We start from the raw sequence: 13,829 nt of genomic DNA, 5'->3' as shown, positions 1-13,829 counted from the left end.
GCTTCAGCGCACCCGTTCCAGCCACCACGCCCGCACATCCAAGCGTTCGGAGTGCAGCAAGTGGGGCTGGCCTTCCAGCGTTACGCCCAAGCGGTCAGCCAGCGTATTTTCGGCAATTTCGGCCTCGGCACGGCGCAGGGGCCAAGGCGTGTGGTGAATGTGGCCCCGGTAGACTCGGCCCGTTTTATCGGCGCTGTACAGGGCGAGGCGGTTGGTCAGCCAGTCTTCCAGCGTACCGGGCGCGGCCTGAAACTCCGGCCCTACCGGGTGGTAAGCGGCGGCAAACCGTCCCGCTGGGGCGTCGGCCTGCGTGCGGGCGCTGGCATAGCGCGTGACGCCGTTGTCACGCTGCATCCACATCTGGGCCAAGTTGTAGGGCAGATGAAAAAAGGTGCGGGCCAGCAGCACAGGCAGCGCTTCGGGAATGTCCAGACTGTAAAACCACACGCCGGGCACGCCGTCTACCGTCACATACGTCCTCAGATTCAGTTCCGGAAAGGCGCTCAGGCGGGGCACATCGGGCGCGAGGCGGGGGGCGACGCCGCTCATGCGGAAGGGAACGACGCCTAAGTACGCTTGCCCGCCGCGTGTGTCTACCTCTACCCCCGCTGGAAGAGTCCGGGCAATCATCTCAGGATTCACCGCCCAGTGCAGAAAACACAAATCGTGCCACTGCATCCGCAAAATCCAAGGGCCGCGTGCGGGGGGCAGGGGAGAGGGGCCAGAGGAAATCATGGGTGCAGTCAAGCACATAGGTGGGAGTCGGAATTGTCTGAGAGGCTGCCTGAAAACAGGTCAAGTGTGGTTCAGATCAGCTTCGAGGCAGAGTCCAACAGAGTTCTAAAACCGGCTGTGCCCCTTTTTCCCCTTGTTTGCTTACCGCTCCCCAGTGGTCTGCCCCACGCTCACTTCTCCGCTGCGGCCACTGCTGCTCTGCCCGCTCCCAGTTTGCCCACCGCTGCCCGTCATCATCAGGCCCAACTGGGTTTCGGTGGCGTCGGTGGCGTTCACTTCTCCGGCAATCTGGCCCTCGTACATCACCAGAATCCGGTCTGCAAGGTTCATCACTTCGCCCAAATCGGCGCTGATGAGCAACACGGCCAAGCCCTGATCGCGGGCCTCAACGATTCGGGCATGAATAAATTCGATTGCGCCGATGTCTACGCCGCGTGTGGGTTGGCTGGCAATCAGAATCTTCGGGCCTTTCCTCATCTCGCGGGCCACGATGATCTTCTGGGCGTTGCCGCCGCTGTAGCGCCCCGCTTGCAAGCTGGCACTGCGCGGGCGCACGTCGTATTTCTCCGACAGGTCACGGGCGTTTTGCTCAATCACGTCCAGATTCAGGAGGCCGAAGCGCCCGGCGAAGGGAGCCTGATCGTGTTCGCCCAGAATGAAGTTTTCGGCGGTGGTCATGTCCAGCACCAGCCCGCGCTCGTTGCGGTCTTCGGGAATGTGCGACAGGCCCGCCGCCTCTACCTCGCGCACGCCTTTGGCACTCTTGCCCAGATAGGTGATCGTGCCGCCCAGCGTGGGAATCAGGCCCGTGATGGCTTCCACCAGTTCGCTTTGGCCGTTGCCCTCCACGCCCGCGATCCCCACGATCTCGCCCGCCCGCACCTGAAACGACACGTTGTCCACGGCGTTCTTATGCTCGCCCTTCACGGTCAGGTTCTTCACGTCCAGCGCGACTTCTCTGGGCTGAGCGGCGGTCTTGTCTACCCGCATATTCACCTCGCGGCCCACCATCATGCGGGCCAACGTTTCAGTGGTGGCCCCGGCGCTGGGAATAGAGCCGATCATCTTGCCGTCGCGGATCACGCTGATGGTGTCCGAGATGTGCAGCACCTCATGCAGCTTGTGGCTGATGAAAATGACCGCGTTACCGCTGGCCGCGTACTGGTTTTTCAGGAAGTCGAACAGTTCGTCGGTCTCGCTGGGGGTGAGTACGGCGGTGGGTTCGTCCAGAATCAGGATGCGTGCGCCCCGGTACAGCGTCTTCAGGATTTCTACTTTTTGCTGCTTGCCCACCGGAAGGTCTCCGATCAGGGCGTCCGGGTTGATGTCGAAGTTGAATTGCTTGACCAGCTCGGCCACCTTGCGGCGTGCGCCCGCGATATCAATTCGCCCGCCCACCGTCGGCTCTGCGCCCAGAATCACGTTTTCGGTGACGGTCAGGGTGTCCACCAACATAAAGTGCTGAAACACCATGCCGATGCCGCGTGCGATGGCGTCGGCGGGGCTGTTCAGGTTCACGGTTTGGCCGTCTACGACAATTTCGCCGCTGGTAGGCGGCTGAGCGCCGTACACGATCTTCATCAGCGTGCTTTTGCCCGCGCCGTTTTCGCCGCACAGGGCATGCACGCTGCCCCATTTCACGGCCATAGAAATATTGTCGTTGGCAAGCACCAGCGGAAAGCGTTTGGTGATGTTCCGCAGTTCCAGCGCATTTTCAGAGTTGTGCCGAACCTCGCGCAGCACGTCGGGAGTGGGGGCGGTCATGGATACAGTGTAGCGGGGCCGGGGCTGAGGATGAAGGCGCTGAGAGCTGCGATGTCACGCACACAGATTTTTTGAAGCTGCCGCCTTTGCCACTCACCACTGACAACAAACAGCAGTCCCAGCACCCGCAAACAAATTCACGCCTCGCCGTCTCAGCCGTCCGTCAGAATGTGGGGCATGGAATCATTCTGGATGGCCGTCACGAATCTGGGGCGAGATGAAGTATTTATCGTGGCGTTGGCGCTGTATACGTGGCTGGTCAGCCCACGCGGCGGGCGCAATCTGGGCGTGGCCTTTGCCCTGAGTTACTTGGTCAACACGGCCCTGAAATTTGGCCTTGACCTGCCCCGGCCCTTTACCAACGACCCGGCGGCGGCCAGCGCGGCGGCCAAAGCCACGGCGGGCGGCCCCGGTTTGCCCAGCGGCCATACCCAAATGGCGGCCACGCTCTGGGGAGGCATCGCCCTGCAAGTGCGGCGGCCCGGCGTGTGGGTAGCGGCGGGCCTGCTCATTGCGCTCATTTCCTATTCCCGCCTTGCCCTCAACGTGCATTACCCCAGCGACGTAGTGGTGGGCTTGCTGCTGGGCGGTCTGTTTGCCCTCATGGCCGCCCGAATCCATGTGCCCGACGACACTGCCGTGCGCTGGGGCGTGCCCGCATTGCTGCTGCTGGTGGCCGCTTTTCTGCCCGCCGGAACACCCCGCGAATACGGGACGGGTCTGGGTCTGCTGGCCGGATTCTGGTTTGTGCGCCCCTCCTTTGCTCCGCCCCGCGACGTGGCTGGCCGCCTCATCGTGGCGGTGCTGGGTCTGGTCTTGGTGTTCGCGGTCTTCTTCGGCCTCGGGGCCTTGCCCCAAAGCGTAAAAGACATCGGGCTGGTGCGGGCACTCCGGTACGCACTGTTGGTGTGGGTGGCGGCGGAAGGGGTGCCGCTGGTGCTTCGGCGCTGGATGCCCAAAAACGAGTAGTGATGAGTAGTTAGTGGTGAGTGGAGACTGCAAAAAGAAAAGATCAAGCTCAAAGCTTCTGACTTTTATCCCTTGACCTTCTCACTGACCACTCACCGCTCCCCACCCTCCGTCCCTTGTGTCCCGTCTCACTTCATTTTCTAAAGCATCAGAGGTAAGATACCCGCATGACCACCCCCGACCAGCAACACGCCCAGCAAGCCGACGCTCAGGCTCCCCAGCAGCAGGTTCTGGTGCCGCTGACCACGCCCGAAGACGTCGATCAGTTCCTGAAAGAGCATCCCCTCGCCGCCGTCTTCAAGGCAGGCACTTGCCACAAAACCATGCAGGGCTTTGGCGTGCTGGAGCAGTTTTTGCAGCGCCACGAGTTGCCCGTGGGCTTTATCCGGGTCGTTGATTGGCGTCCGGCCAGCAACCACGTGACCGACCTGACGGGCCTTGTTCACCACAGCCCGCAACTGATTCTGTTTAAGGAAGGCCAGCCCCAGTTTGAAGTGAACAACTGGGACATCACCCCCGAAGCCCTAGAGCCTGTATTTACCGCTGAAGTTCCGGTTCGGGCCGGACAAGGCACCGTGTCCACTGACGATAACGTGGAACCCTACCGCCGCCTGATGAACGACTTCGTGGAAGGCCGCCTGAGCGATTGGGCCTTTCAGGATCAGTACGTGAACATGTTCCGCGACGACGCCAGTCTCCGCAGCCAGCGGGAATTTGATCTGCTGTCGCGCTTGTTTGGCGACCCCGACGCCTATCACGGCGGCCTGCACCAGTTGGGCCAGCCCCAGCAGCGCGGCGACCTGAAGGCCCGCGTACAGGAATTGCTGACCGAACTCGGTTAAGTCCCTCGCAGGCAGGCTTGAGCTTGAGCGAGTGGAGCGAGAAACGAAGAAAGTACGGCGCATTAAAAATGGAGCGGTTCGGGTGATGTTCTTGAAACGCGCATCTGAAGTGCGCCGTACTTGACCGGATCAGACAGAGCGAAGGTTCTCGGGTTCCACCCGACACTGTCCGCACTTCGGACGACGATCATTGACCATCTAAAGCAAATGTACGTCCTTTGCAAACTTTCTAACTGCTCACTTACATAAAGTTAAGTTTTTCATAGGTCTCACGTTCGACCCAGCCGTATTCGGCGGGCTGGACGTGAGATTTTCGACGTGTGTAAGCGGGCGGTAAGACGATTAGCAGTGAGATAGAGACGTTCATTTTCTGCACACCGCCCACTTAGTTTTCTCAGAAGAAGTTTTCAAACGGGTTGCTCAGAACTTCCGCTCGACCTGATAACAAGACCGCCCTGCCACGACAGCGAACCAGCAACTTCCATTCATTTTGATCGTAGGTACCCTGCCCATGTTGACCACTCTGCCTCTGCTCCCCGTGCCGCAAGACCTTGCGGTGTACTCTCACCTTTCCACCAACCATTACCCTTGGACAGAAGTCACCGCCGACCTCGCCGTACGTCAGACACAAGGCTTTACGGGGGTATTCGACGCCATGCAGGGCCAGCGGTGGGCACGGTTCGTGTGGGTACGCGGCCAGATGCGCGGCGGGTTCACGGCGGGCGGTGAGGTCAGTTGGGCCACCATGATGCGCGGATTGCCGCAGGCCAACGTCAGTTTGCAGCAGCAGGAGCCGGTGGTGGCCGAGATGGTCTGGAGTTGCCGTCAGGCCAAACCTGTCCCCCTGCGCGGCGCGTGGCCCGATGTGCAGGTCACGCTGGAGCGCGAACGGTTTTTCGGAGTCCTGGTGTCGGGAACGGCGTGCAGCTACTGGGAAACCGGGCGGATGCTGGGCGGTACTGTTCCCAAAGCGGGCGCGGCCTGCGTCACGCTGTCGCCGCCCGTCATCGATGACCGCCCCACGCTGCTGGCCTTCTGGATGGAACTGATCGCCGTGACCCACCGCGCCTTTCCGTTGGATGAGGCTTGGCGTCAGGTCAGCATCGGACTGGCCGTCGATCATCCTTGCCTCGATCCGTTCGCACAGGAAGTGCGCGTGCTGGGCGGGGTCTTGCAGGTCGATCAGGAGGTGGGCGTGAGTGAGCTGCGGCCCGCGCTTCTGGCGGCGTACCGCGCCACCCTGACCCGGCTGGGCGTGCGCCTCGCCGATCTGCCCCTCGCTTCTTTGCGTGAACAGCCCGTATGGGCCACTGCTGGACTGGAGGTGACCGCATGACCGCGCCTACTGGACAACCCAACCCCACTGGCCCGCTGAGCTGGCCGAACGATCTGCAAGACGCCACGCCGCTGCCGTTTAACGTGTGGCGCGTGATGCATCAGGTGAACGGTGAGCGAGACGCGATGGAGGTGGCGCGTCTGGCCCGCGTGAGCCTGCCCGAAGTGCTGGACGCCGTGACTCAGGCCGCCCGCTGGTCAGGCCGCGCCGCACAGCGCGAACAGCCCGTGACCGAGCAGGCCATCAAGGAAATTCAGCAGTGCCTGATGGTGGTCGTGGGGCCGATGGGCGAATTCATGGTGGACGACGCCTTTGAAGACTTGGGCGAGGACAACGTGACCCTCAGCCAACTGCTGGGGCATCTGGCGACCCAGCTGGGCGAGAGCCGCGTGCAGGCCTTCGTGCGGCAACTGCGGGCGCGGGGCATCGCGTGATTCGCCTGCGCCGTTCCAGAGACGGGCCACGACTTCCTCTCCCTGAATCACATCCCACCTCGCAGCGCCATTTCTCTGCCCCCACCACAGGCCGCGCCCCTCTTCTGCCCAGCGGTCTAGGCTTGGGCAGCCCCCACCGGAAGGTCATGCCATGAAGTACACCGTCATCATTCGCCAGCCCGTATCAGACGAGGTTCGCCCTACTCTGGAAAAACAGCTCATGGAACGCTTCGGCCTGTCGGGCGATCAGGCCCAGCGCCTCTCGGCCCGCCGCTCTGGCCGCCTGATGAAACCCACCGGACGCGCCCGCGCCGACCTGCTCATGCGGGTGTTTCAGGATGTGGGCGCGCAGGTGGCGATGGAAGAAGTCCGCGAAGAAACGGGGATGTTCAGCGATCCTTTTCAGGCGGTGGCGACTCCTACGCCCGCGCTGGCAGGCTGGGGCAACGGCCAGACCGACGAGGTTCCGATGGCCCCCAGCCGTCAGGGCGAAACGCTGGCCGAACTGATTGCCAGTGCGCCCCGCGGCGAGGGTGGACGGCAGCCTGCCAGCGCACGTGCGGGGCTGGCCGAAGATGACAACTGGGCCGATCTGGCCGCGCCTCAGCCCTTGGCCCCCAATCTGGGCGGACGCGACAGCAGCGACCTGAACAGTCTCTTTCCTGCGGGCGCCGCGTTCCCTGACACGACGGTGTTTCCCGATCCGTTTGCACCCCAACCCACTGGCGCTCCCGTGACCGCTTTGCTGGACGGCCAACCCGGCCCCCAGCAGTCCGGCGCGGCGGCGCAGGCCAGCGCTCCCGCCGACGTGTGGTCTGACTTCACGGGCGCACTGACCATTGCCGACGCCAAGCCCCGCGAGGAAGCCGCCGCCGCAGAAACGCCCTCCGCCATGTTCCTGACCGCCGTGAACGAGGAAAGCCGCAGCAATCTGGGAACGCGGCGCAGCTTGGCCCAGCAGCTGACCTTCGGGGCGCTGGCTCCGCTGGCCCTGTCCACCGCCGTGACGCTGACCCTGCTGAGCCTGACCCTGCCCGGACTACAGCGCCAGTTGGTGGCCCAGAACGCACAGGCCGTGGCCGTGGCCGTGGGTACCAGTCTCGATACCCGCGACCAAGAAACCGTAAACGCGCAGCTGGACGCTCTGCTGGCACGCTCGGCGGTAGGATTCGTGCGTGTGGAGCTGCCCGACGGAACCACCTACTTCCGGGGCCGCGACCCGCGTCTGGACGGAACCCTGCAGGGCAGCGTGGCCAAGTGGCTGGTCGACAACCCCATCACGGGCACGTTCCAGACCTCGGGCAGCGCCGCCGACAGCTACCGCACCCAGTTGCAGCAGCTCGAAGACGTGGGCGCAGGCGACTCGGCGCAGGCACAGGAGCTTCGCCGTCAGGCCGAAGACCCCGCCAACCAGCGCAGTGACCGCACGCCCTACGTGGTCAGCCGTCTGGGCGTCATCGAGGGCGAGAACGGACAGCGCACCACCACCTCGGCCACCGACAAGAACGACAGCCTGCTGTACCGAATCGCGGTAGGCGTGCCCAACGCACAGGCCGCCATCAACCTCCGCAACACGCTACTGCTGGTGCTGGGCGTGTCGCTGCTGGCGTTGGCGTTGGCCGCCGCCCTCGCCGTCCGTGCTGCCCGGCGCGTGGTGCAGCCTATCGAGCGCCTTGTGGCTGTGGCCGACGCCATCAGCATGGGCGACCTGACCCGCCCCGTGCAGGCTGACCGCAACGACGAAATCGGTGATCTGGCACAGGCACTGGAGCGCATGCGCCTGAGCCTTGAAGCCGCCATGGATCGCCTGCGCCGCCGCAAACGCGGGTAAGCTTTTCTTCAACACTCAGCGGAGCAGGCGGCAAGGGTGCAAAATCACCTCGCCGCCTGCTCCGTTTGGTGTGCCGTTTGGTGTAGACGCGGTGACTGAGCGCCAGCGATTGCCCTGCCTTGCCCTTCCTTAGCCCTTAGACGCCCCTTCCCGTCTCTCCTCTACAACCAAAAATGAACACTCCCTCAAGGCCCTGCCAGAGGCAATTCTGACCCCAGCCCTGGAACGCAACCTTTACCTTGGAGTCATGACTGCCCAAACGCCGCCGCCCGCTGCCCCCACTAGTCGCCCCAAACGCCGCGCCAACCGCGCCCTGGGCTGGACGGTGGCGGGCTTAGCCCTGCTGGGCGCACTGGCCGGAGCCACTGCCTACACGGGCACGCGCACCCAAGACATCACCGAACAGGCGGTTCAGGGCATGGTCACGGCTCTGGACGCCAGCGGTGTGGCGAGCGTAGAAAATTCTAAGTATCAGCGGGGATTCACCACTTCCACGCAAACCATGACCGTCGTGCTGGGCAACGGCGAGGACGGAGAGCAACCTGTGCGCCTGCTGGTGACCAACCGCATTCAGCATGGGCCTCTGCCGGGGTTCAAATCGGTGGGGCAAGCCCTGATCGATACCGAGGTGCGCTTTGAAGACGCCGCCCTGCAAGCCCGCATGACCGAAGCTTTGGGCGGCAAACAGCCTACCCTTCGGACGGTGGTGGGCTTGGGCGGAACCTCCACCACCGATCTGAATATTCCCGCCGGAACCCTGACCGAAGCGGGCGACACGGTAAACTGGCAACCGCTGACGGCGCAGTCCAGCGTGAGCGGGCTGACCTCGCGGCTGAATCTGAACTGGCCGGGCCTGACAGTGGCGGGCGAGACGGCGGCGACCCTAGGTAAAATAGCCGTGACCAGCGACATCACCCGCCGATCCAAGGACGATCTGCTGGGCGTGGGCAAAACCAGCGCCACGCTAGACAGCCTGACCATTGCGGGCGGCGCGGCCCCGGTGACTGTAAAGAACATGCGGCTGGGCAGCGAGGGCCGCCTGAACGGTGGGGCGCACTACGACGGCACGCTGACTTACGACATCGGGCAAATCGAGGGCGCGGGCCAGACCTTCAAAGACGTGCAGGTGCATCTGGCGGCGCGACATCTGGCGGTTGCGCCCCTGCAACGCCTCGGCAAGCTGGTCAACGACCTGCAAGCGGCCCAGCGTGGCAAAACGACCCCTACACCTGACCTGACCCCAGCGCAGGAGCAGCAGATTCAAGCCGACCTGCTGGCCCTGCTGAAAGAAGACCCCCGCCTCGTGATTGACCGCCTGAGTGTAGGCACCGACAGCGGCCCGGTGGTCTTGACCGGGCAAGTGAACCTGACGGGGCTGGGCCAACTGAGTGGTGAGGAATTGGCCGCGCTGGAGCAGATGCCCATGCTGGCCCTGAGCCGAGTAGACGCACAAGCCAAAGTGCAGGCCAGCGAACCGGCCCTAAAAGGCTTGGTGGAAACCTTCGGCTCTGATAGCCCCTTCAGCGATCCACAGGCCATTCAGCAACTCGTAGACGCCGGATTGGTGACCCGCACAGGCACTACCCTGACCGCCGATCTGAGATTCAAAGATGGTGCATCCACGCTAAACGGGCAATCGTTGGGTGATTTCTAGAACTGATGAGGCTGGCTAAGTTTGGAAGGTGAATCCCCCATTGCTTCGCAACGCCCCCCTAACTGGGACAGCACGAAGGGAGGGGGGCTGGCTGCGAACGGGGGTGTTTACCGTCCGCCGTTCATCTACCGAGAATCGACATCCAGATCAAAAAAAGGGGCAGAGGGCCGTCATTGGCTCCCTGCCCCCAGAGTGTTCGGGCTTTACTTGTTGGCTTCCATGCTGTGCTTCATGTCGCGGATCTGGTCATGGCTGGCCTTCACCTGAGCAAACTGGGTTTCCACAACGGAACGGATGTCAGCGGGCAAGTCGGCTTCTTTCAGCACGTCTTGATAGTTTTCTACCGCCACGTCTTCGCCGCGCTCGCACTCGGCCACCACCTGATAATCACCGCGTCCGGTCACGGCGTCTCGCACGTTCAGCCAAGTGCGGTGTAGGGCCGCGCCCACGCTGCCGCCCTCGCGGGGCTTGTCGCCCAGCCGGGTGATGTGAGCTTCCACTTCGCTGGCAAGTTGACTGCGCTGCGTGCTGCGTTCCAGAAACAGGCTCTTCAGGCTGGCGTCGGTGGCGTGTTCGGCGGCGTCGGCAAAACCTTTTTCTCCGTCACGCAGGGTGCCCAACAGGTATTGCAGTTTGTCCAGCACGGTCTCGTTGTTCATGGTCATGGTGATGCCTCCTAGAGCGTGAGGGCGAGTGCGGGAAACGCGGCGTCCCTTCCGGGTTGACCCCGGTGCGCCCGGCCCGCAGGCCATGAGATGAGAGTACGGGCCACACCCGCGCCGCTTGGCGCGAAAGCACACAGGGAGGATTAACACGACGTTGAGGCAACATTGGTGATGTCCTGAGATTGAGTCGGTCTGGTCAGAAGTTGTGAATTGTCGACTAACCGCTCAGCGCTAGTGGCCTGAAACGGAGCGGGGCCGTATCAGGCCGAGTACACGTATGGCACCAAAAAAGGCCGCACGAAGCGGCCCTTTAGTTGGAGAGAAGGATTAGGGGATGACGGTGGTGGACTCGGCCTTGAAGTTCGTCTGGGCCTGACCGCTGCTTTCGGCGGTGTTGTTCCAGCGCATGGTTTCAAAGTACTGGCGGGCAGCGGTTCCGGTGGGGGCCGTGACCTGCGTGCGGAGCCACAGCACGCCACCGGGAGCGACGCGGAAGGCGGGGTTCAGCGTGACTGTCTGCTGGCCGAGGCCCGTCTCGGCGTTCACGGTGTACTGGCCTGCGCCCGCGCCAACCGTCAGGCGGGTGCTGGTGGCGTTGGTGAAGTCGCTGGTGATGGCTCCGGTCTGGACATCACGGACGGGGGTAGGATCGTAGTAGACCTGCGTGTTGCTGAAGTTGAACAGGCCGGGGGTCTGCTGAACAGGATCGAGGGCACCGAAGTTGTAGATCAGCACGTTGTTGACTGCACCTTCGTTGGAAGACACTTCGACGCTGGCTGCGCTGGCCAAGATGGTGCCAGTCGCGTCTCCGCCACGGATGGGGTCAACCGTATCCGTGAGCTGGGTTTGCTCGGAGATGAACGACGTGACGGTCACGCAAGCCTGAGCCTGACCCGTGCCCGCGTTGGTGCTGGTGTAGCTGCCGGTATTGCAGTAGCTGCCGCGTGGGGTGCCTGCCGCAACGCTGCTGGTGAGGGTGAGGGTCAAGACCTGACCGGGGGCCAAGTTCACGGTGGCGGGCACGGTGCTGACGGTGCGCGTGGCGGCGTCAAAGGTCACGCTGCCGGGTTGAGCGGTGCCGGACACGGTGTAAGAGCCGCTGCCGTAGTTCATGAACACGTTGTTCAGGTTGCCCAGCAAATCCTTCACGGCAACGGCGGTGGCGGTGGCCGAACCGGAGTTGGTGACTGTGATGACGCTCTGGTAGCTGCTGCCGGGGGTCAGTTGGTTCAGGGGCGGCTGGCCCGCGACTTGGGTGTTGACCTTGGTGATGGCGAGGCGGGGCGAAGCGACCTTGAAGCAAGGAATGCCCGAAGCGCCCGTGACGGCTGCACCGTTGTTGCTGGTGGCCGTGAAGGTGCCTTGGTCGCAGTAGTCGCCGTCGACGGTGCCACTTGCGGCGAAGGTGAACGACTGCGTGGCTCCAGGGGCCAAGTTGAACTGGCCGGTGGTGAAGCCGTCGTCACCAGTTTTGCTGGTGTTGACCGTCTGGGGCGCTGTAGTGATGTTCCCCTGAATCGCGTAGTTGGCGGCCACGGTATTGTTGGCGATGGTGTCGGTGACAACGACGTTGGTGGCTGGTGCATTGCCGTTGTTGCTGACCGTAATGCGGGCCACGACGGGCACGTTCGGGCCGACGACCACGCCGCTGGCGATAGGCGTGAAGGCTCCAGCGTTGTCCAAGGTACCTAGCGTCTTGCTGATGCCGAGGCTAGGAGCCGTGACCGTGAGGCAGGCCTGATCGGAGAGCGTGGGGGTCACGGTGCCGAACGCGCCGTTGTTGTAGCTGACGATGGTGGCGACGTCACAGTAGACGCCGACAGCGCTGGCCTGAGCAGGCAACGTGAAGGTGCGGCTGGCTCCGGCAGCGAGGTCGAAGGTGACGTCGAAGCCGTCGGTAGCGTTGGCGGTGGTTCCGGCGGGGGCCGTAACGCTGTAGGCAGCGGCGTCACCAGACCTCAGGACATCGCTGAGGCGGATAGCGGTGGCGGGGCCTGCGCCGGTGTTGCTGACCGTGATCGCGAAGTCGCGGGACTGATTAATTCCGGCTTGGTTGTCCTTGGGCGTCTTGACGATGGTCAGGCGGGCGCTGGGGGCGAATGTCTTGTTCAGGAAGCGTTTGGTGACTTCGGTGCCGTTGACATAAGCGATGACGCGAATGCGGGCGGTCGCCTGCGTGGTCACGGCAGGATCGTGGTTCAGGGCCGTCCAAGTGAAACCGTTGGTGTCGGGCGTGTTCACGCCGGTCACGTTGTACAGAGGGTAGTCGGTGCTGCTGGGAAAGCGCACGTTGTTGCCGGTGGCGCTGTTGGTATACGTGTTGGCGCTCAGGGCATTGTCGTTGATGTCTTGCCCGGTCACAGGGGAGCCGGACGCCTGCCCACCATCGTCAGCGGCGGCAAAGCGCACGCTGCCCGTCTGCTCCAGAATGTCCCAGCGCACGTTTGCACCGACGATGGGGTACACCTTGCCGTCGGCGGCCTTGTAGCCCACGTATCCGCCTGCGACGTTCTGGCTCAGCAGAGGAGCCACTTCGTCCATTTCGCCTGCGGTGGGGGCTGCGGGGTCGGCAGTGCCGCCCACTTTGGTCGGGTCGATGCCGCCCGTTTCGTTTTCCATCCAGGCGTAGAAGGCAAACTTGGTGCCTGCATTGTTCAGATCATCTTTGGTAATGGCAACCATCTTGCCGTTGGCGTCCATATAGAATGCGCCGCTGACGGTGTTTGCCTGCAAGGTGGGGTACACCAAGTTAGTCGTTTTACCAGCTTCCGCCGTAAAATTCTGGGTTTGGGGAATAAAGCCGTCTTTGCTGTAGGTGGCGGTATAGGCACCGGGGGCCAGGCTGCTGTACATGCTGGGCGCGATGATGTTTCCGCCACTGTCGCGGATGGTCAGCGTGTAGCCGCTGGGGTTGGCAGGCAGGGCAATGGTTCCAACCGTCACTGCCGGAGGAGTAATAGTTTGGTCGCCGCCCCCGCAAGATGCGAGTAACAACACGCTGGTCAGAGCAAAAATACCTAATTTGACGTTCATATTCATATGAGCCTCCGGTGAAAATTGCCAACAAAAGAACTGTGAAGTACGCTGCCTTTCAGGTCAGAAGGTACTCCTAGCGGTGTTGGGCTTTCTGTTGAGCTGTTCTCATTTAGGCACATGAGTATCTTAGTAGCAACCCGCCAGAACATTAATTAGTCCTCATAAATCCGGCAGATTCTCACTTCTGATGCCTGACTGACAACCAAGTTAATTATGAGGGCATTAAACTTAATCTATGAAGGCTTTATAAAGATTATGAACAATGGGTTAACACGCGCTTATGACTCGGCGTGAATTTCGCTCAGTGAGTGATTCATCTCACACGACAGTCTTATTTGAGTAAGATTTATCACAAATAGTTGGCATGCCACACCGACCTCACGAGGTACCAGCTGTGTATTCTCAGGGCCACCTGCGTTAATTTCGAGCAATTGGCAGGCAGAATGTATACTCGCACTACACATCAAATAAGTCCATCAATGTTCATTGAAAAGTGCTATAACAATAGTTAAGGCGTATTATCAACTATTCATTAGCAACAGATTGTGGATTATCTCTGCATC

At 62.1% G+C, this 13,829-nt stretch carries 10 protein-coding genes; 6 read left to right on the top strand and 4 right to left on the bottom strand.

Annotated features, from left to right (window positions below; all coding sequences use genetic code 11):
• Positions 1-3 precede the first annotated feature (3 nt).
• A complete protein-coding gene (locus SU48_RS08205; RefSeq protein ID WP_064014830.1) occupies positions 4-735 on the bottom strand; it encodes a YqjF family protein in 732 nt (243 codons plus the stop codon).
• 141 nt (positions 736-876) lie between these two features.
• The gene (locus SU48_RS08200) at positions 877-2,499 is read right to left on the bottom strand and encodes an ABC transporter ATP-binding protein (protein ID WP_064014829.1); all 1,623 of its coding nucleotides are present in this window, start codon (positions 2,497-2,499) and stop codon (positions 877-879) included.
• A 177-nt stretch (positions 2,500-2,676) separates the two neighbouring features.
• On the opposite strand from SU48_RS08200, the gene SU48_RS08195 reads away from it, so the two are divergent.
• From SU48_RS08195 to SU48_RS08170, 6 genes are all read left to right on the top strand, one after another.
• Positions 2,677-3,468 (top strand): phosphatase PAP2 family protein, encoded by a 792-nt coding sequence (locus SU48_RS08195; RefSeq protein WP_064014828.1) that lies wholly within the window; start codon positions 2,677-2,679, stop codon positions 3,466-3,468.
• A gap of 167 nt (positions 3,469-3,635) precedes the next feature.
• Complete coding sequence (locus tag SU48_RS08190) at positions 3,636-4,310, top strand: monothiol bacilliredoxin BrxC family protein (RefSeq protein ID WP_064014827.1); 675 nt, start codon at positions 3,636-3,638, stop codon at positions 4,308-4,310.
• Between the two features lie 511 nt (positions 4,311-4,821).
• Positions 4,822-5,646 (top strand): hypothetical protein, encoded by an 825-nt coding sequence (locus tag SU48_RS08185; RefSeq protein ID WP_064014826.1) that lies wholly within the window; start codon positions 4,822-4,824, stop codon positions 5,644-5,646.
• Entirely contained in the window at positions 5,643-6,080 is a 438-nt protein-coding gene (locus SU48_RS08180; protein WP_064014825.1) for a hypothetical protein, read from the top strand. Before SU48_RS08185 ends, SU48_RS08180 begins: the two co-directional genes overlap by 4 nt.
• Before the next feature lie 151 nt (positions 6,081-6,231).
• Positions 6,232-7,911 (top strand): HAMP domain-containing protein, encoded by a 1,680-nt coding sequence (locus SU48_RS08175; RefSeq protein WP_064014824.1) that lies wholly within the window; start codon positions 6,232-6,234, stop codon positions 7,909-7,911.
• A gap of 247 nt (positions 7,912-8,158) precedes the next feature.
• Positions 8,159-9,565, top strand: a complete 1,407-nt coding sequence (locus tag SU48_RS08170) for a YdgA family protein (RefSeq protein ID WP_064014823.1) — start codon at positions 8,159-8,161, stop codon at positions 9,563-9,565.
• 203 nt (positions 9,566-9,768) lie between these two features.
• Here the strand turns inward: SU48_RS08170 and SU48_RS08165 are convergent, their stop codons facing one another.
• Positions 9,769-10,230, bottom strand: coding sequence for a PA2169 family four-helix-bundle protein (locus SU48_RS08165; protein ID WP_064014822.1), 462 nt, complete (start codon positions 10,228-10,230; stop codon positions 9,769-9,771).
• A gap of 327 nt (positions 10,231-10,557) precedes the next feature.
• A complete protein-coding gene (locus SU48_RS08160; RefSeq protein ID WP_064014821.1) occupies positions 10,558-13,269 on the bottom strand; it encodes a beta strand repeat-containing protein in 2,712 nt (903 codons plus the stop codon).
• Between the last annotated feature and the right edge of the window lie 560 nt (positions 13,270-13,829).

This window comes from Deinococcus puniceus, assembly GCF_001644565.1.
Lineage (GTDB): Bacteria > Deinococcota > Deinococci > Deinococcales > Deinococcaceae > Deinococcus > Deinococcus puniceus.
The sequence above is the reverse complement of the archived record's forward strand: the minus strand, read 5'-3'. Positions and strand labels throughout refer to the sequence as shown.

Excerpts from the sequence above, each read along its gene's own strand:
- SU48_RS08205 (WP_064014830.1), bottom strand. The coding sequence starts at position 735 with ATGATTTCCTCTGGCCCCTCTCCCCTGCCCCCCGCACGCGGCCCTTGG.
- SU48_RS08200 (WP_064014829.1), bottom strand. The coding sequence starts at position 2,499 with ATGACCGCCCCCACTCCCGACGTGCTGCGCGAGGTTCGGCACAACTCT.
- SU48_RS08195 (WP_064014828.1), top strand. The coding sequence starts at position 2,677 with ATGGAATCATTCTGGATGGCCGTCACGAATCTGGGGCGAGATGAAGTA.
- SU48_RS08190 (WP_064014827.1), top strand. The coding sequence starts at position 3,636 with ATGACCACCCCCGACCAGCAACACGCCCAGCAAGCCGACGCTCAGGCT.
- SU48_RS08185 (WP_064014826.1), top strand. The coding sequence starts at position 4,822 with ATGTTGACCACTCTGCCTCTGCTCCCCGTGCCGCAAGACCTTGCGGTG.
- SU48_RS08180 (WP_064014825.1), top strand. The coding sequence starts at position 5,643 with ATGACCGCGCCTACTGGACAACCCAACCCCACTGGCCCGCTGAGCTGG.
- SU48_RS08175 (WP_064014824.1), top strand. The coding sequence starts at position 6,232 with ATGAAGTACACCGTCATCATTCGCCAGCCCGTATCAGACGAGGTTCGC.
- SU48_RS08170 (WP_064014823.1), top strand. The coding sequence starts at position 8,159 with ATGACTGCCCAAACGCCGCCGCCCGCTGCCCCCACTAGTCGCCCCAAA.
- SU48_RS08165 (WP_064014822.1), bottom strand. The coding sequence starts at position 10,230 with ATGACCATGAACAACGAGACCGTGCTGGACAAACTGCAATACCTGTTG.
- SU48_RS08160 (WP_064014821.1), bottom strand. The coding sequence starts at position 13,269 with ATGAATATGAACGTCAAATTAGGTATTTTTGCTCTGACCAGCGTGTTG.